The organism is Flagellimonas iocasae, assembly GCF_042682725.1.
Classification (GTDB): Bacteria; Bacteroidota; Bacteroidia; order Flavobacteriales; family Flavobacteriaceae; genus Flagellimonas; species Flagellimonas iocasae.
On the sequence record NZ_JBHUHU010000003.1, the window covers coordinates 421,501 to 440,026 of the forward strand.

General features: G+C 41.8%; 14 protein-coding genes. 3 read left to right on the forward strand and 11 right to left on the reverse strand.

Annotation, left to right across the window (positions count from 1 at the left end; all coding sequences use genetic code 11):
* Positions 1-4: 4 nt before the first annotated feature.
* From ACFSJE_RS09155 to katG, 3 genes are all read right to left on the reverse strand, one after another.
* Positions 5-628, reverse strand: coding sequence for an NUDIX hydrolase (locus ACFSJE_RS09155; RefSeq protein ID WP_379830687.1), 624 nt, complete (start codon positions 626-628; stop codon positions 5-7).
* A 12-nt stretch (positions 629-640) separates the two neighbouring features.
* Positions 641-1,120: an ankyrin repeat domain-containing protein gene (locus ACFSJE_RS09160; protein WP_379830688.1), complete on the reverse strand. Its 480-nt coding sequence runs from the start codon at positions 1,118-1,120 to the stop codon at positions 641-643.
* A gap of 93 nt (positions 1,121-1,213) precedes the next feature.
* Positions 1,214-3,433 carry a catalase/peroxidase HPI gene (gene katG, locus ACFSJE_RS09165; RefSeq protein ID WP_379830689.1) on the reverse strand — a complete coding sequence of 740 codons (2,220 nt, stop codon included), beginning with the start codon at positions 3,431-3,433 and terminating at the stop codon, positions 1,214-1,216.
* A gap of 264 nt (positions 3,434-3,697) precedes the next feature.
* On the opposite strand from katG, the gene ACFSJE_RS09170 reads away from it, so the two are divergent.
* Together ACFSJE_RS09170 and ACFSJE_RS09175 are read left to right on the forward strand one after the other, a co-directional pair.
* The gene (locus ACFSJE_RS09170) at positions 3,698-4,303 is read left to right on the forward strand and encodes a DinB family protein (RefSeq protein ID WP_379830690.1); all 606 of its coding nucleotides are present in this window, start codon (positions 3,698-3,700) and stop codon (positions 4,301-4,303) included.
* A gap of 103 nt (positions 4,304-4,406) precedes the next feature.
* Positions 4,407-4,937 carry a lipid-binding SYLF domain-containing protein gene (locus ACFSJE_RS09175; protein WP_379830691.1) on the forward strand — a complete coding sequence of 177 codons (531 nt, stop codon included), beginning with the start codon at positions 4,407-4,409 and terminating at the stop codon, positions 4,935-4,937.
* A 9-nt stretch (positions 4,938-4,946) separates the two neighbouring features.
* Here the strand turns inward: ACFSJE_RS09175 and ACFSJE_RS09180 are convergent, their stop codons facing one another.
* Complete coding sequence (locus ACFSJE_RS09180) at positions 4,947-6,305, reverse strand: DUF5689 domain-containing protein (RefSeq protein ID WP_379830692.1); 1,359 nt, start codon at positions 6,303-6,305, stop codon at positions 4,947-4,949.
* 10 nt (positions 6,306-6,315) lie between these two features.
* On the reverse strand, positions 6,316-9,057 hold the full coding sequence (locus tag ACFSJE_RS09185; protein ID WP_379830693.1) for a carboxypeptidase-like regulatory domain-containing protein: 2,742 nt from the start codon (positions 9,055-9,057) through the stop codon (positions 6,316-6,318).
* Between the two features lie 102 nt (positions 9,058-9,159).
* On the opposite strand from ACFSJE_RS09185, the gene ACFSJE_RS09190 reads away from it, so the two are divergent.
* Positions 9,160-10,197 (forward strand): endonuclease/exonuclease/phosphatase family protein, encoded by a 1,038-nt coding sequence (locus tag ACFSJE_RS09190; protein WP_379830694.1) that lies wholly within the window; start codon positions 9,160-9,162, stop codon positions 10,195-10,197.
* A gap of 28 nt (positions 10,198-10,225) precedes the next feature.
* Here ACFSJE_RS09190 and ACFSJE_RS09195 read toward each other — a convergent pair whose 3' ends face one another.
* The 6 genes from ACFSJE_RS09195 to ACFSJE_RS09220 all read right to left on the reverse strand — a co-directional run bounded on the left by ACFSJE_RS09195 (position 10,226) and on the right by ACFSJE_RS09220 (position 18,401).
* Complete coding sequence (locus ACFSJE_RS09195; protein ID WP_379830695.1) at positions 10,226-10,663, reverse strand: hypothetical protein; 438 nt, start codon at positions 10,661-10,663, stop codon at positions 10,226-10,228.
* A 90-nt stretch (positions 10,664-10,753) separates the two neighbouring features.
* Complete coding sequence (locus ACFSJE_RS09200; protein ID WP_379830696.1) at positions 10,754-13,546, reverse strand: TonB-dependent receptor; 2,793 nt, start codon at positions 13,544-13,546, stop codon at positions 10,754-10,756.
* A 170-nt stretch (positions 13,547-13,716) separates the two neighbouring features.
* On the reverse strand, positions 13,717-15,354 hold the full coding sequence (pgi, locus tag ACFSJE_RS09205; protein ID WP_379830697.1) for a glucose-6-phosphate isomerase: 1,638 nt from the start codon (positions 15,352-15,354) through the stop codon (positions 13,717-13,719).
* Positions 15,354-16,634 carry a M23 family metallopeptidase gene (locus ACFSJE_RS09210; protein ID WP_379830698.1) on the reverse strand — a complete coding sequence of 427 codons (1,281 nt, stop codon included), beginning with the start codon at positions 16,632-16,634 and terminating at the stop codon, positions 15,354-15,356. The genes pgi and ACFSJE_RS09210 overlap by 1 nt, the downstream gene beginning before the upstream one ends.
* Position 16,635: 1 nt before the next feature.
* A complete protein-coding gene (locus tag ACFSJE_RS09215) occupies positions 16,636-17,616 on the reverse strand; it encodes a tryptophan 2,3-dioxygenase family protein (RefSeq protein ID WP_379830699.1) in 981 nt (326 codons plus the stop codon).
* A gap of 5 nt (positions 17,617-17,621) precedes the next feature.
* Positions 17,622-18,401 carry a DUF3108 domain-containing protein gene (locus tag ACFSJE_RS09220; protein WP_379830700.1) on the reverse strand — a complete coding sequence of 260 codons (780 nt, stop codon included), beginning with the start codon at positions 18,399-18,401 and terminating at the stop codon, positions 17,622-17,624.
* Positions 18,402-18,526 lie beyond the last annotated feature (125 nt).

Below are 18,526 nucleotides of genomic sequence, written 5' to 3' on the forward strand. Positions count from 1 at the left end.
AACTTCAATCAAAATAAGGTTCGGATGCGTTGGATTTTACCATTTTAAAAAAGTCTTTTAATTGACTTTCCAAAATTCGTTGTTCCGAAAGTTCGGGAAGTTTGTCCAAAGGAAAAAACGCAGCGTCCAACATATCAAATCCGGGCTTGAGTTCCCCTCCAATAATTTCGCATTGAAAAAACAACTTATAAATGTAAAACGGTTCGGGCGGATGTTCGTGCACCTGTTTGTCATACACGCCCAAAAGTCGGACTGCCTTAGTCCGAATACCCGTTTCTTCCTCAATCTCACGCACCGCGACCATGGATGGGGTATTGCCAACATCAGCCCACCCACCGGGAATGGACCATTTGCCATCAATCCCCTCACAAGCCATTAAAATCTCATCTTTATCGTTCAAAACAAATCCCCTCACATCGACCTTGGCTGTGGGATAATCCTTTTGCGGCATAAAAAAGTCCTGCAAAACCTCAATAGGGATATTGCCCGTGTGGCTCATAAGGTTCAAACTTATTTGTTGGAGTTCTTCATAACGCTCACGATCATAGTCATCTTTTGCATACACCAACCCAGTCTCAGAAATAGCTTTAATGCGTTTGATTAGATTGAGTTGTTCTTTGGCGGTCATAGTAGATGACAGTTATATTTTTTTCTGAAATAATTGAATCAATGGTTCAATTCCTTGCTCCTTTGCATGGTCCAATGCCGTGTAGCCTTTGGCATCCTTTATGGAAATGGAAGCTCCATTTTCAATCAATAATTCAGCAATCTCTTGCCTGTTAAAGGTAACAGCATAAATGAGGCTCGTGGCGCCCATGGCATTTATGTGGTCTACATTGGACCCTGCTTTTATCAGTAGTTCAGCTACGCTGGCATACCCTTTAAAACAAACCCCCATCAAAGCGGTATTGCCAGAACCATCCGTGGCATCAACCTTAGCCCCTTTGGCCAATAAAAGTTCCACTAGGTTATCATGGCCATAGTAAGCCGCCAATAACAAGGGTGAAGAACCCCTTTGGTCCTTGGACTCCAATAGCCTGCTATTGGTTTGGAGAAGGCTTTCAACCTGCTGCACGTCGCCATTTCTAATATGGCCAAAGAATTTATCCGTATCGTTCATCGTACTTGGGAAGTTATAAAAAAACTGCCACAACCTTATTGGGTCATGGCAGCTTTTAATATTAATCTTCTTTTTCTTTTTTACCTCTTTTGATTAAGCTAAATCAAAACGGTCAAGGTTCATTACTTTGGTCCATGCGGCAACAAAATCTTTAACAAATTTTGCTTCTGAACCAGCTTCAGCGTATACTTCTGCAAGGGCACGCAAAATAGAATTTGAACCAAATACAAGGTCAACTCGAGTACCGGACCATTTAAAATCACCCGTCTTACGGTCTACACCTTCATAAAGTGATTTATCCTCATTGGCAGCTTTCCATTCAGTAGACATATCCAATAGGTTAACAAAGAAATCGTTGCTCAACACTCCGATTTTGTCGGTTAATACCCCGTGTCTTGAACCATCAAAATTGGCTCCAAGAACACGCAGACCACCAACTAGAGCAGTCATTTCTGGGGTGGTTAGTGTCAACAATTGTGCTTTATCCACCAACAAATGCTCTGCGGGAACTTTTATTCCTTCCACCACATAGTTTCTGAAACCATCGTAAGGCGTGTTCAAATAATCTACTGAATCAATTTCGGTTTGTTCCTGAGTAGCATCATTTCTACCTGGAGTAAAAGGTACTTCCGTTGGAACTCCGGCATCACTAGCTGCTTTTTCAACAGCGGCACTACCTGCCAATACAATCATATCGGCCAAAGATATTTTTTTACCTCCACCAGCATTGCTGTTGAACTCGTCTTTGATTCCCTCAAGAACGGCAATGGTTTTATCGGTTCCTTTGTTTACTTCCCAGCTTTTCATAGGCTCCAAGTTGATACGGGCACCATTGGCTCCACCACGCTTATCTCCTCCACGGAAAGTAGCTGCTGATGACCAAGCTGTGTATACCAAATCAGAAACGGAAAGACCGGAATCCAACACTTTTGCTTTCAACGCTTTTATATCGGAAGCATCTACCAATGTATAGTCTACCGCAGGAATTGGATCTTGCCAGATCAATTCTTCTTTAGGCACTTCTGGTCCTAGGTAACGGGAAACAGGTCCCATGTCACGGTGCGTCAACTTAAACCAAGCACGAGCGTAAGCATCTGCAAAAGCCTGAGGGTCGTTATAGAATTTGCGTGAAATTTTCTCATATGCTGGATCAAAACGCAACGAAAGATCAGTAGTCAACATCGTTGGTTTTCTGTTTGGTCCACCAAATGGATCTGGAATAATGGCCTCTGCATTTGAAGCTACCCATTGGTGTGCTCCTGCTGGAGATTTGGTCAATTCCCACTCAAACTCGAACAAAAACTTAAAGAAATCATTGCTCCACTGTACTGGAGTAGAGGTCCAAATTACTTCCAATCCTGAAGTAAAGGCATCAGAACCTTTTCCGGAACCATTTTTATTCTCCCAACCAAAGCCTTGCAATGCAAAATCAGCTGCTTCTGGATCTGCATCCATCATTACTTTTTCGCCATCTCCGTTACCGTGGGTTTTTCCAATGGTGTGACCACCAGCGATCAATGCTACGGTTTCCTCATCGTTCATTGCCATACGCTCAAAAGTTTCGCGTATGTCGTGCGCTGCAGCTACTGGGTCAGGATTGCCATCTGGTCCTTCTGGATTTACGTAAATCAATCCCATTTGCACAGCTGCCAATGGATTCTCGATTTCACGTTTTTCCTTATTATGTTGGTAACGGCTGTTTGGTGTATCACTTGTGGCCAACCATTCGGTTTCATTACCCCAATACACATCTTGGTCTGGCTCCCAAACATCTTCACGGCCACCGGCAAAACCAAATGTGCGGAACCCGGTTGATTCCAATGCAACGTTTCCAGCCAATATCATGAGGTCTGCCCAAGATATTTTCTGACCATATTTTTGTTTGATAGGCCATAACAAGCGACGAGCTTTATCCAAACTCACGTTATCTGGCCATGAGTTAAGAGGGGCAAATCGTTGTTGACCACGGCCACCGCCACCACGTCCATCTTGCACACGATAAGTTCCTGCACTGTGCCATGCCATACGGATAAACAAACCTGCATAGCTGCCAAAGTCAGCTGGCCACCAGTCTTGTGAATCGGTCATAACATCTAAAAGGTCTTTTTTAAGTGCTGCATAATCCAACTTCTTGAACGCTTCAGCATAGCTGAAATCCTTACCCAGCGGATTCGATTTTTCGGAATGCTGGTTCAAAAGTTCCAATTTAAGTCGGTTGGGCCACCAATCTTCATTTTGTGTACCTCCTCCGGCAACTTCACTTAAAAATGGGCATTGACTTGCATCTGCCCCATTTGCCATTTCTTTACTCATGATCGTATGTTGTTTTAATTAAATTTTTAGTCACCTTAAATTTACGAAATTGCCTGTCGGAAGCATAGACAATTGATATTAAAATATTATCAAATCATAAATTAAATTTATTCCAATTCTGAATTCCATAGTTATTTTCTTTGCGCTCAAACAGGCCCTAAATTTGGCGTATTTGACCCCTTAATGGGTGTATAATTACACTATCTTAGTATGGATTATTTTTAATCTAAAACACACTATATCAACACACTTAAAACACATCAAATGAAAAAATTAATTCTACCCGTGGTTGCACTGGTACTTTTCAGTTTTAGCGCGGATACATCAAAACTTACGGAAGAAGAACGCCAAATGGTGAACAAATTATTGACCGAAACACGCGATCATATGCTGACGGTTCTTGATGGACTAACCGATGAACAACGCAATTTTAAACCCGATACCAGCACGTGGTCCATTGCAGACGGAGTGGAACACCTTGCTATCTTGGAAAATACTTTTGGGGAATTGGTACATAAAGCCGTTGCAGATGGCCCCAACCCCGCCCTAAAAGACTCGTTGGCATTTAAAGACGAGCAGATTATGCCCGTTGTTACGGACAGAAGCAATAAAGTAAAAACCTCCGAAGCTTTTGAACCCAGCGGCAAATTTGGTTCGTTTGAAGCGACATTGCAGGCCTTTTTGGATAAGAGAACTGAACTCATCGACTACGTTAAAACCACAGATGACGATCTTAGGAATAGGTACAACAACAACCTTCCTTTTGGAGCCGTGGATGGAGTGCAGTTTATTATGTTTACCGCCGCACACACAGAGCGCCATGTTTTGCAAATGGAGGAGGTGATGGCCCATGCAGATTTTCCTGAGTAACCGACCAAACTCTAAGGTTTCATTAACATTAATTGGCAAACCCTTTCCATTTCGGAAGGGGTTTGTTATTTACCTTTGTGTATTGCTATAAAACATGAACACTATGAAAATTGTAAAATCACTTATACTGGTAGCTTTGGTAACATTTACCACAAGCGCCATTGCACAGAATGCAAAGGATAAACGAATAATGAACGATGCCAAGAAAGCCAAGGAGACCCTCCTCAACACCAACTCTGGTTTGGAAAGTTTCTTTGAAAATTCGGCAGGCTACGTCATTTTTCCCAATGTGGGGAAAGGTGGTTTCATTATTGGAGGTGCGTCAGGAAACGGGGTGGTTTATGAAGGAGGTGAAGCTGTTGGAATGGCCGACCTTAAAAAATTGAATATTGGTCTCCAAGCTGGGGGCCAGGCAATCATTGAGGTCATCTTTTTTGAAACTCCTGTAGATCTTGAGCGCTTTAAAGCCGAAAAATTCCAATTTGCTGCTGAAACTTCTGCGGTTGCCCTAAAATCTGGTATTGCCTTTGAGGCCAAGTACAAAGATGGAGTTGCCGTATTTGCACTCCCAAAAGCCGGCTTAATGGCCGATGCCTCGGTAGGTGGACAAAAATTTGGGTACAAGCCCTTTTAATATGACATCTTAATCCCGTTGCCCCGGTGTAAAATCCGCTGGGGCGTTTTGGGGTTGTTTAATGGTTCCCGAATCTCCAGAATCATTGTAAATCACCCATTCGGAAAAGGTGTAAACCGGATTTCCTTCAAGTACATCTGGGTTACGGATAGCACGACCATCCTCAAATTCGTGGTTGGTGCCGGAACCATCTTCACCAATGACTCCAAATACATCGATTATTTTACCAAAAGGGTCTACCAATTCCAGATTGTCATCTCCATTGGAATCTGCTGGGCTGTTTGTGGAAACGCCTAAATCGGGTGGAAACCCATAGACCAATTCAAATTCTTCAGCATTGGGGGAGATCACCATAGTGCTTTCTGAGGCAATTACAAATCCAGATAAGTCAATGGTAGAACTTAGCTCTACATTGTCGTTGGTGTAGCGGCGAAGTGTCCATAAGTTTAAATCCAAAGGTTCAGATGCGGAATTGTAGAGTTCCACAAAACGAGCTCCAGCGTTGTTATCTGGGTCGGCCAATTCTGAAATAAAAATTTGGGTCGATGTGAACTCGGTAATGATCTCGGGGCATCTGTCGTTTGAAAAATCAAGGTCCTCCAATCCTCGGACCACCAATTGATAGTTCTTGCCATCTTTTATCAACACTGCGGTAACTGACCCGTTGTTCTCAGGAAGTGGCTCATCTTGAAAATCCGAATAGCCACTGTTTAGCATTACTATTTCATTTTCCGCACAGTCTTTTAGCCTCCGCTCCGTTTCTTCTTCTGCTATGGCAAAGGTTTGCCCCAATTCTTCTTCCAAAAACTCCAAACTATCTATTTGAACCAAAATATTCCAAGGAATGCTATCAATTTCTGAAAGCTTGGTTTTAAATGGTTGAACTCCATCATTTTCATCACACGACAAAAAAATATGTTCTTGGGCCTTCAGACCGGGTAATCTCCCAACGGAAATATTTCCAAATGAGGTGAAGGTGCCTCCCAGTTTTAAGTTTTCACGACTTTTTCCGAGAAACAATCCCTTCAATTTTACCAGAATTTTGCTTCCGGACGGATAGAATAAATGGGATTCACGGAAGTCAATTTCAATTTGTAGGCCCATTGATGGGTTTTGGGGAGTATCTTGCAGATACAGCACATTAAAAAAGTTTCCAGCCCTATCCGAAGAAATCACGTAGCCCTCCAAAATTAAATCTTCATGAATTTGGATGACCTCAGCCTGCACCATTTCATCAAGTTCTTTAAATGTGATATTTGGTTCCAAGTTCTCCGCACATTGCTCTTTGGGAATATAAAAATCGGTGCTCCCCACACAGGACACGGCCAAGCTTAAAAGACATATTGCAACACAGAATTGTTTTTTCATAATCGGTATTTTAAAAACTGATGGCCAGATTTAAGAAATAGGTTCTTCCGTAGCTGTACCAATATTTTGGGGCGAAGGATGGCGTTCCACTCAAATTGTCCTGCTGCAACTGTCCAAAATTGCCATTTCGACTTTGTTCATATCCCCCAGTCCTGAATACAGAATCGAAAAGGTTGTTGATGCTGACGAATGCACTAATATATTTTTTGCCCCACAGCCAAGACTTTCCACCAATGAGGTTTAGCAGGTAAATATCATCCAAGGGTTCTTGCTGCAATAGCTTTGCAACAGCCTCGTCCGTGGCATCAGGGAAACGTTCCCCAGTTTCTGGATCTAAAAGAAAGCTCGGGGTACGCGTAATTGTAGAGGTATTAACGTAGTTGTTCGTAAGATAATTTGCTGTTCCACCTACCCACCAATACTTTGGCGACCTGTATTCCACGCCTATTGCCAACGCGGTTTGAGGCCCTTGCGCCAATTTCAACTCCTTAAGGTTGGCAAATCCTAAATCAATGGTTCCTTCGGGATCAATAAGTTCCTCTTCTACCCCGGCAGTATCAAAATTAATTTGCACATATGGGTCGCTGGCGTAGACGTAATGACCAAAATTTCCAACCGCCGATATTTTTACGTTGGATGATGCTTCGTACTCCAAACCAAATTCAATGCCTTTGTGCAACTGATCCAAACCGGTTATGACTTCTTGAACAAAATCAGACCCCAAACCTGAATCCACAAAAAAGAAGTTGATGTCTGTCATGTCTTGAAAACGGGTGTAAAAAGCACTGATTCTTCCCGTGATATCTGGTAGCCGTACGAAGTAGTTTACATCTACCGTAGTGATGATCTCTTTCTGAACATCGGGAACAACCGCATTATTTTCCCTTGGATTAATGAAGGTGTTTTGGAGTGTGGGTGCCCGTTCAATCTTGGCCGCATTTACCGTAAACCAATGTCGCCCAGTAAGAAAGTAGGTCAGACCGCCCTTTAATCCAATAGCAGAAAATGACACCTTTTCACTTGGCCCAAAAGAAGTATCCAAAAAGCGTTCGTTGGCAAACAATCCGTTTCGTTGTGTTGAAAAGTTGGTCATGGAAGCGGAAGCAAAGCCACTCCATTTTCGAGTGGACAGGGAAACTTGACCAAAAGCTTCAAATTGTGAGGCATCCAGATTGTAATGGTAATTGAAGATATCCCCTTCTGTCTTTTCCAAACTACCATCAACATCATTTAGAGTGTTTGAAAAAGCGTCAATGTCTTCATGAAAACTGGCTCCAAGTAAATCTTCAATTTCTGCATAGTTCTCAGAATTCACCTTTTTGTAGTTACCACCGAAGTTTACCCTAAAATGTTCATTAAAGTCATACCCAAAATTTGAGGAGAGCGTCAGTAGTTTGTCCGCAGCCACATCATTGTAGAGTAAATAAGACGCTTTTCCCACATTTTCAGAATTGGTGTTCCCGGCGTAAAGTTGACTCCAATCCATTTGAGGGTTGTCCAAAAGTGCTTCGCGAGCAAGATTTGCATTGATAAAATCCGCGCCAATGGAGCTATTGATATAGTAGCTGGGCAAATAGCGGTAGTATGTGGGGTCGGGATTTGGCGCGTTGAAATATCCCAAGCGACTCCTGGCATTGGACCCAAATTGATAAGCGGCTCCCAAATTCCAGTTCAATTTTTCCAGCTTCAGTTTGTAGTTCAATAGGAAAAGGGGTTCAAAAATATCCCGCTCCCTCGAATTTCGAATTCGCCCATCCTGAATTCCCCAATACGGATTATACTGATTGCCCATCAGCGAAAAAGCTTCTTGGGTGAGTGCCGCGGAACGCCCCCTTCGATTGCGGGCCAAAATAGAAGTGAACACTAGACTGTTTTTAGGGTTGAATTGATATTCAACAGCACCGAAAAAGGAATATGCATCATACAGAGTGCCTTCAACATAACCTTCTTCTGCCCATCTTCGTGAGGCTGAAAAAGTATAGGCCAGCCCACTTTTGCGTACACCTGAGTTGTACGTAGCCATTACTCTACCCCGGTAAGTGCGGTTGGATGCGGAAGTGGACAAGCGCACACCGGGACGCATTCCCGATGGACTGGCATCAATGTTTGTAGTACCCAAGATGCCCCCAAAAGCAAAGCTATTGGCAGTTAACCCGTAGCTGTATTCTTGATTTCGGACCACGTCATTAAGTCCGCCCCAGTTGTTCCATTGGGGTCTTCCATCAAAGAATTTATTCATGGGAATGCCGTTTATCAATACAGTTCCATTCTTGGAATCGTAACCGCGAACTTTAAAAAACGCTTGTCCAAAATCAAAAGCTGCCCTATTCAGAAATATATCTTTTGTGGATTGTAACAATCCCATCGCCCCTGAAACCGTTTCGTCATCATCCAGCAAATCGCCATCGGTTAGGGTAATGAGGTTATCTGTTTTCTCCCGCTCAATATCCCTTTCCAAGAAAATGTTGCCGAGGTCTGTGGATTCGTAAGTGAGGTACAGGGAAAACCGTTTGAGGGTAAAATCCGGAGCGGAAACTATCATAATAATGTCGCCAGAGTGCTGAATTTTCACCTCAAATTGACCATTTTCATCGGTAGAAACTTGATTTGAAAGGCCTTCAAAGGTAATTGTGGCTTGGGAGATAGGTGCATTTGTTCCCCTTTCCTGCACGCGCCCCAAAATGGTAGTGCCCTGTTGTCCATATTGAAAGCTGGCACAACAGAACATAGCCAAGAACAAAACTGTTCTCATAGCTTTTGAGTAGGTTAATTAATAAAAAAGGGGTTGTAATTGTCTTACAGACTGCGCGATAATTTCGCAATCTTACTTATTTTAGTCGCAAAATCAAAATAAATGCGATTATTAATATGCCTACTTGTATTAATATCGACCTCACTTTACGGACAAAAGTCCAAAACCTATACCCTAAGAACCATAGCGTTCTACAATGTTGAAAATCTGTTTGATACAGAGAACGATTCCCTCATTTTTGATGATGACCGTACGCCCGAAGGTAGCTATCATTGGACCCAGGAACGTTATGAGCGAAAGATTGACCATATTTCAAAAGTACTTTCCAAAATAGGGGAGGACACCGCGAAAACTTCTCCTGATATTATCGGTTTGTGCGAAGTGGAAAACAGAAAGGTGGTTGAAGACCTTGTCCATCATCCCAACTTGATCCACAAGGATTATGGGATTATTCATTTTGACTCTCCTGATGCCCGGGGTATTGATGTGGCTTTGCTCTATAAAAAGTCGTCCTATTTGCCCACTTCCTTTAAGAGTCATAGACTTTTATTGTTCGATGATTTGAGTGAAAGGGTTTACACCCGAGACCAGCTCGTAGTCGGTGGGCACATGGACGGCGAAGATGTCTATTTTTTGGTGAACCACTGGCCCTCTCGACGAGGTGGTGCAGCCAGAAGCAATCCCAAAAGGGTCAGGGCGGCATTGTTGAACAAACGTATCATAGATTCCATTCAAAACCTCAACTGGAAGGCCAAGATCATTTGTATGGGTGACCTGAACGATGACCCCCGAGACGATAGTCTAAAAAGTATTCTAAAAACCAAGGGCAAGACCAAACAACTGGATAGTGTTAGCCTTTTTAACCCCATGGAAGAACTTTATAAAAAGGGAATCGGGTCATTGGCGTATCGGGATAAATGGAACCTTTTTGATCAGTTTTTTATGACTTCAAATTTGGTGAACAGAGAAAAAGAGTCACTGTCTTATTGGAAAGCAGGTATCTTTTCCCCTTCTTTCATCAGAACCACCGAGGGAAAATACAAGGGCTACCCGCTTAGAACGTATTCAGGCGGAAGCTATACGGCAGGATACAGTGATCACTTCCCGGCGTATTTATTTCTTATCAAAGAAAAAGAATGAGATTCCCGCTTTCGCGGGAATGACAGCCTTAACTAAACCACTGCCCCCAAGGGATGCGACTCAGGATCAACAACAGGCCCAGACCATAAAAAATGGCAATGGTCTTGAATTTTTTGTCGCTCTCCATAAACTTTTTATGGCGAGACCACCCTATGGTGATCAACGCTAAAGCAATGATGTTGATAAATGGGTGTTCCACGGCCAAAAGGCGTGCAGGAGCGTTTAGTCCTCCCATGCCCAACGACTGTATGGCCTTTAGGCCATTAGCTGAGACGAAGTACAGGATAAGCCCAACCAAAAGCTGAATGTGGCTTAGGATGAGCGCGAAAAGACTAATTCTAAGGTCTTTGTGTAAAGTGAAGTCTTTTTTGCCCAGCCAACCCATGATTGCATTTGCGACTGCAATGATAAGTACAGCCAATACAATGTAGGCAAGATACGAGTGAAGGTTCTTGATAATTTCCATTTTGAGTAGTTTTCGGTTCTAAAAATAACGAATTTGAACATAAAAAAACCCTGCCGATGGGCAGGGTTTTCAATTCTTTACTTATGAGCGCTAGAAATTGTATCTTAAACTAACATTCCAAGTTCTTCCGAATCCAAAAAATACTCTATTGAATCTGTTTATACCATTCCAGTTATCTGCTGGATCATCATTAGGTGATGAATTGGTTTCCGCTTCTGAGATATACAATTCATCAAAAACATTATTAATGTTTAGCCTTAAGTTTAGAGATTTTGTTTTTTCAGCTCCCAATAACATTTTATATGAGACGCCTGCATCAATCAAATCATAAGCAGGCAGTTTCAACAAAAAGTCACTATCAGCACTGCCGTCATTATCTTCATCAACAAAATCCTCTGGAGTGAAATCTGCATACAAATTATCTGCATGGAACCAACTTACATCAAATGAAAGTCTCTCAACTGGCTCAATATCCACTCCTAATAAAGATGTGAATTGTGCAGCATCTCCGACCTTTACGCCATCCAAAATAAGATTTGCTTCACCCACAGGGTTGTTACCATTATCAAAAACAGTACCCGATGGATTCCCTGAATATTCCCAGTTACCGACAGAAAGCATTCCATTGAAGCTAATAAAGGTAGATGGTTTGGCCACAAAATCCACTTCAACACCTGTGTGAACCTGTTGAACACCATTGTAGTTTACCGACCCTTGGAAAACCACATTTCCGCCACCATCTAATCTGGTATAGCTGTCTGATACAAATCTGTCTTTCCAAGAAGTTCTATATAAGTTCACATTGGCATTAAAAAAGGATGATCTAAACCCATAACCTAATTCAAGCCCCAAAATCTTTTCGTTGGTAAGTTCTGGGTTAATGTCGTTTACAAAGTTCAAGAATACAGCGTCAAAAAGGGGTTGCTTCACATAGTAACCTGCGTTTGCAAAAACATTGTTCTTCTCATCCAAATTCAAGTTAAGACCACCTTTAATGTTTCCTCCAAGCTTATTTACCCACTCAGTTTCTTGCTCCGAGTCAGAATCCAAATAATTGAAAGGGTCTTCTCTTTTAAATCCTTGATTTGAGATTGAACCTTGAACAAAAGCGGAAATATTGTCCTTGTTGTACTCTAGTTGTCCGAAAGCACCTGTCCATCTTACAAAACCTAGGTTATAGTAATCTATTTTTTCTTCATCGTCAATATTCTTGAATACATTAAGAGTGTTCTTGATGGTAGGCGCGTAGGTTTCTTGAATGAAATTAAAGGTATCGTTTATGTTGTCATTGTCAACATAATAATCTGCTCCCAATAAATCCACCAATCTTCTGTAGTGATATCCTTTATACGTTCGAAGATCAACACCTAAATCCCAGCTCCAGTTATCGTTGATTTCGTTGTTGAAGTTTATGATTGTCCCGAACCAGTTATGTGAGTTAACGGAAGATCTTTGTGAGATACCATTTTCTGGTCCTCTAGTGTATGAAAAATCATCCTCAAACCCAAAAGAGTTGTTATTTCCATTTACGAACAAACCTTGATTGGCCAACTCACCTCCAAAAGTATAGGTTTCCCTTGGGGCCCCAAAATCTGGAATATTAGCTCCTTGGTTCCATGCGATGATATCATCTACCCTAATCAATCCATCTTCAGTTTTGAATGTGGATGAAAAGGATTGATTACCATTGATCCTACCAATTGACCCTATCGATCCACCACGGCCAAATGACGCATAAACTACAGTTGAAAGCGACGAACGATCAGAAATGTTCCAATCCCAGTTAATTGACGCAACTGGCTTATGATAGAAGTTTCCGCCAAAAGTAAATTCCTTACCATTCCTATAGCCCCAATCACTATTGTACCGGATGTCTGGATCGGTGCCATTACCAAATCTTATGTAATCATTAATGGTAGGTGCAAAACTTCTTTGATTGTGTTGTTGGGGAGCTCCAGTTACCGTGAACTGAAAGCTATGGTCATTGTTTGGGTTATAGCCCAAAGCAAAAAAGTAGTTCAATCCTTCAAAACTGGTTCCATCGGCATAACCATCACCCGCTGTTCTACTCAACAACAAAGAAGCAGACAATCCGTTCTCCATTAATCCGGTATTATAAGATGCAAGCGTTTTAAGATAGTTGTTGTTTCCAATTGTTGTTGAAACGGCACCACCTTCTTTTTTATCTGCCGCCTTGGTGACGACATTAATGGTACCACCAACGGATGAAATTGCAAGTTTGGATGATCCCAGACCTCTTTGAACCTGCATTGCAGAAGTTACATCAGAAAGTCCAGCCCAGTTACTCCAATATACTTGTCCGTTTTCCATATCATTAACAGGCATACCATTAATCATTACGGCAGAATTGTTTGTGTCAAATCCACGAATATTGATTCTAGCATCACCAAATCCACCTCCTTGTTTGGTTACATAAATGGATGGGGTAGATTTCAAAATTTCAGGAAATTCTTGAGAACCAAGTTTCTCTTGAATTTCAGCTGCTCTAATGGTAGAAATAGCAACTGGAGTCTGCCTATCCTTAGCGATATCCATAACTCCAGTAACAATAACGCCTTCCAACTCTTCAGCATCTGGTTGAAGCGAAATGGTTCCTACGCTCCCTACCGAACTAAATGAAAGGTTCTGTGTTACAAACCCAATGTAAGAGATAACCAATGTTCCTGAAGATTGACTTACATTCAATGTAAAGTTCCCATCAAAATCGGTAGAAGTACCCGTAGAAGTACCTTTAACTACCACACTGGCTCCTGGAAGCGGGCCACCAAGCTCGCCGTCCACTACAGTACCAGTAATTGTTCCTTGTGAAAATGCTATTGCAGACACGAAAATCGCTACAACAGCCAAGTAGAATTTTTTCATTATTCAGTGTTTAAGTGTTTAATTTGCCCTGCAAATGTGCTTCATTTTTGACATTCGGCGATTAAGCCAAGGTTAAAAAGACTCCTTTACAGTTAACACAAAATTAACAAACAAAAACAGTTGACAAACAATTGCTTATGGTTTTTCTTAACAAATAAAAACCTACCTGATTAGCTCTTAAAATATTGCAAAAGATGCAACGTAGAGCTATCGTGTTTGCCAATTTCTGAATTTTCAATGTCGCTAAGAATATTCTTGGCCAATTGCTTGCCCAATTCCACACCCCATTGATCGTAGCTAAAAATGTTCCAAACCACACCCTGTACGAATATTTTGTGCTCATAAAGGGCAATCAGCGCCCCAAGACTTTTGGGTGTGAGCTTATTTATTAATATGGTATTGGTGGGTTTGTTGCCTTCAAATACTTTGAAAGGGAATAACGCTTCCAATTCTTCTCCTGAAATACCCTGCGATTTCAATTCGCTTTTTACCTCATCTGCCGTTTTTCCGTTCATTAAGGCTTCAGTCTGCGCAAAGAAGTTGGCCATTAATTTATTGTGATGGTCCACATCGCCATGCAACGACTCTTTGAAACCGATAAAATCCGTTGGGATCAATTTTGTTCCTTGGTGAATCAATTGAAAGAAGGCATGTTGCGAATTGGTTCCCGGTTCCCCCCAGATAATGGTTCCCGTCTGATGTCCTACCCGATTTCCGGCGCGGTCCACACTTTTACCATTACTTTCCATGATGCCTTGCTGCAAATAGGCCGAAAAGCGATGTAAATATTGGGTATATGGAATGATAGCTTCGGTTTCGGCCCCATAAAAATTATTGTACCAAATGCTCAACAAGGCCAGAATTACCGGAATGTTTTCAGAAAAAGGGGTTTCCTTAAAGTGATTGTCCATTTCATGGGCTCCTGCCAAGAGGGCATCAAAATTTTGATAGCCCACGGAAAGTGCAATGGACAGTCCAACAGCGCTCCAAAGCGAAAAACGACCTCCAACCCAATCCCACATGGGGAAAACATTGTCATCCGCAATCCCAAACTCCGCAATTTTTTCCAGATTGGTGGAAACGGCCACAAAATGTTTGGCTACTTCTTTTTGGGATGCGTGTTTCAAGAACCATTTCTTAATGGTCATGGCATTGCTCAGTGTTTCCTGGGTGGTGAAGGTTTTGGAGACAATAACAAATAAGGTCGTTTCTGGATTGAGCTCCTTTAGCACTTCATGAACGTGATCACCATCCACATTGCTCACAAAATGGACTTTTAGGTGGTTTTTGTAAAACTTTAGGGCCTCTGTAACCATGGCCGGACCTAAATCGGACCCACCAATACCGATATTGACAATATCCGTGAATGCTTTTCCGCTAAAGCCTTTTTTATCCCCAGAAATTATGGCCTCCGAGAACGACTTTATCTTTTCCTTTACTTCGTAAACTTCTTCAACCACATTTTCACCATCAACTAAAATAGTATCTCCTTTATTGGCTCTAAGTGCGGTATGGAGAACTGCCCTTCCTTCTGTTTGGTTGATAAGGTCACCTTTAAAGTAACCTGTCATGGCCTCTTTCAATTTTACCTCTTCGGCCAACTCCAGCAATAGGTCCAAGGTTTCTTGGGTAATTCGGTTTTTGGAGTAGTCCACCAAGAAATCCTTCCATTGTATATTGAACGCTTTACCGCGATTGGCATCCTCGGCAAAGAGTTCTCTTAGGTGGGTGTTGCTTTGTTTTTTATAGTGGTCAGAAAGTTTTTTCCAAGCGTTTGTTGTGGTAGGATTGATTTTGGGTAAAGCCATTACTGGTTATAAGTTAATAGGTTCTCTTCGGGTTCTGGGGTTGGATCAACGAACTCTATGCAATCCAATTGCTCTTTCAATGGTTCTATATGGGTGATATAGTTGGTACGCAAGGAATCAGCAATCGGTTCTGCGGTAGGAAGCTTTTCACGCAACGGATCTACCTGATGCCCATTTTTCCAAAAGCGGTAGCATACATGGGGGCCACCCGTATTTCCTGTCATTCCAATCCATCCAATAACATCACCTTGGCGAACAAACTCTCCCTTTTTTACCTTTTGTTTTTGCATGTGAAGGTACTGGGTGCTATACGTTCCATTATGTCGGATTTTCACATATTTTCCATTCCCCCCTCTTCGGGTAGATTCGGTAACGGTACCATCAGCAGTGGCGATGATGGGTGTACCGATTGGAGCGGCATAATCGGTTCCTTTGTGGGGCCTTACCTTATAGCCATAGTAGGCAATTCTTCGGTTTAGGTTATAGCGCGATGACAGTCGATACCCAAACTTTATAGGTGCCCTTAGGAAGGTGCTCCGCAAGTTGTTGGCATCTTGATCATAATAGTCCAGAATGTTCTTCAACGAATCGGTCACATACGGAAATGCGTAGATTGTTTTTCCCTTATGTTCAAAAAGGGCAGCTTTTATAGGACCTCGACCGGCATAAATGGTGTCATTGATGTAGCGTTCATCAAAAATCACTTTGAACTTATCCCCTTTTTCCAATCGAAAAAAGTCAATGGTCCACGCATAAATTTCAGAAAGGTCAATGGTCACATTATAATCCACGCCCAGATTGTCCAGAGTTTCGGAAAGGTTGTTATTGATCACGCCGCCTACCTCGCGTTCCATCAAGCGGACCTTTTTCTTGCTTTTATAAGCGGTCACGCTGTCCCTTAGATCAACAACCGTGTAATTGATCTTGTCATTTTGATAGATGAAGATTTCAGCAACCTCAGAAGTATCCTTGGATTTAAGAATGATGTAGGGTTTGCCCACTTTGATCATTCGTACATCGAAGGTGTCCTTGAATTTTTCGGAAATGGTGGCGATTTTTGGATAGTCCACCTTGTTTTTGAGCATAAGTTCCCCAAAGCTATCGCCTCGGCGGACAGTATCATGGACCACATTGAAGTTTTCCAAGTTAAACCCAAAATGAGTGATTGGTGGTTTTTCTATGGCTTCCACTTTAACCAATTCATCTTCCACTACAATCTTGTCTTCCTTGCATGACACCAGAACAACCAGTGTCAAAATTGCCCCAAAAAATTTTCGCATTCTAATCTTGTTCCTTGTATTCCTTATTTGCTGGATTAAAAATATGGTCCACCCATTGTTTTCCCCATGTATCCAGCTCATTTTCTGAGTACAAAGTTGGGAAAAATATTATTTTCTGAAAACTGGGTGGTAAATACTGTTTCCAATTGGTGCCTCCTGTGGCATCAATTTCTTGGTTCTCCTTGGCCAAATACCTATAGGCAGAGCCCATGTGCATCAATGGCCAATTTACGTTGGCGTTCATATCCAATTCCTTTAACGCCGTAATCAATTCTTTATTATTCCTCGATGTTTCAGGCAGTTGCAGGTATTTATGGTATATGGTATTTCCTTTGACTTGATTGGCAATTCTGAGCAGTCGGGGGGTATACCGAATCTCAAATTGCTTCAGGGTCAAGGTCTTTTCGCCAGTGGCCTTGTCGGTTGCCCCATTTTTCCAGTAGATATGCTCAAAAAGCTCCTCAATGCTCTCGTTTGATGAAAAATCGTCTCGCTCAGAGAGGTGCACCAAGTTTTCCAATGGGGTTGCGTAGAGTTCTATCATTCGGTATTGCGCCGATTGAAATCCACTAGCGGGCAATAATGCCATTCGATATCGCAAAAACTGCTCCCGCTGCATTCCCTTGATCATAATGCTGAACGATGAAATAAGCGCCTTGAAGTAGTTGTTGATCCTGCTTACTTTTTCAATAAAGAATTGAAGGTCTTGCGAGCGATCGTCCACAATCTGTTTTTGCTCGTGGATGATGAGCTTAAAATAAAGTTCGGTGATTTGGTGGTACATGATGAAGATTTCCTCATCGGGAAAATGGGTGCGCGGCACCTGAAGGCTCAACAATGTATCCAAATGTATATAGTCCCAATAGGTAAGGTATCTCTGGTAGAGCAGTCCATCTAGGTAAGAGCTTAGGTCCTGACCAGAGTTTTTGTACTTTTCCTCAAGCTTATTGATTTGGGACTCAATTCGCTCTTCATTCTTCATCCAAACTAATCCATTATTATTTTAAACTGGTTTCTAAGTCCGTTGTAAGCTTCCAAGTCGGCTTTTAACGAACCTACTGCCAAATCCGCCTTGATTCTGATCGGAATTTTGTTCAAATCATTTGAAACCCAGAGCGTAAGACTCTCTTTTTCTTTAAAAACACGACCCGACTGAACCAATGGCCTAAATTTAAGACATTCCACCTTTCCAAACTTGGTTCGGAGTACTTCTTTTCCTAAATATTTCAATTTAAACTGAAAAACACCGTCATCATCAAACAACATGTCTAGATTTATGAATTGTCCTTCCTCAAATTCTTCCAGATTATAGTTGTTCCTCATAAAATAGGAAGCCGAGATAAGGTCCTGGATTTTATTGTGGACTGGGATTCGCTGTTCAGTCCCATTCTTATTGTCCCTAAGAACGGCCATCTCTTCCTTGTAGTCAAAATCAATTTCGATATCCTTGGTGTAGCCTCCTTCATCTATCTTTCTCACAAAGCGATACGGTTTTCCATTCTTCCTGCCAAAATAGCTTTCATAGGTGTCATCAACCTTAAAAAAAATACTGGCAAAGCCTGTGGTCTTACCTTCGCCCACTACATGATATACAGGAATACTGTCCAAGGTGTCCGAAGTAAGGTGCAATGTGGCATAGCTTGCGTTTAAAATCCCATAGTGGATTCGGAACTTTAACCACTCCCCCGATTTGTAAGCCGGCTGAAACTTTTGCCCCAATACAGATGTTGCAATAAGTAGGTTTAATACGATCAATATTTTTTTCATGACCTCTTTGATTACTGTAAAATTAATAAAATCGCTTATGGGGCTATGCGCTTTACACTTACTTAAACAAAAGTTATTCCAAAATAGTATGTAAAAAAAAAGCCCAGTCTTAAAACTGGGCTTTT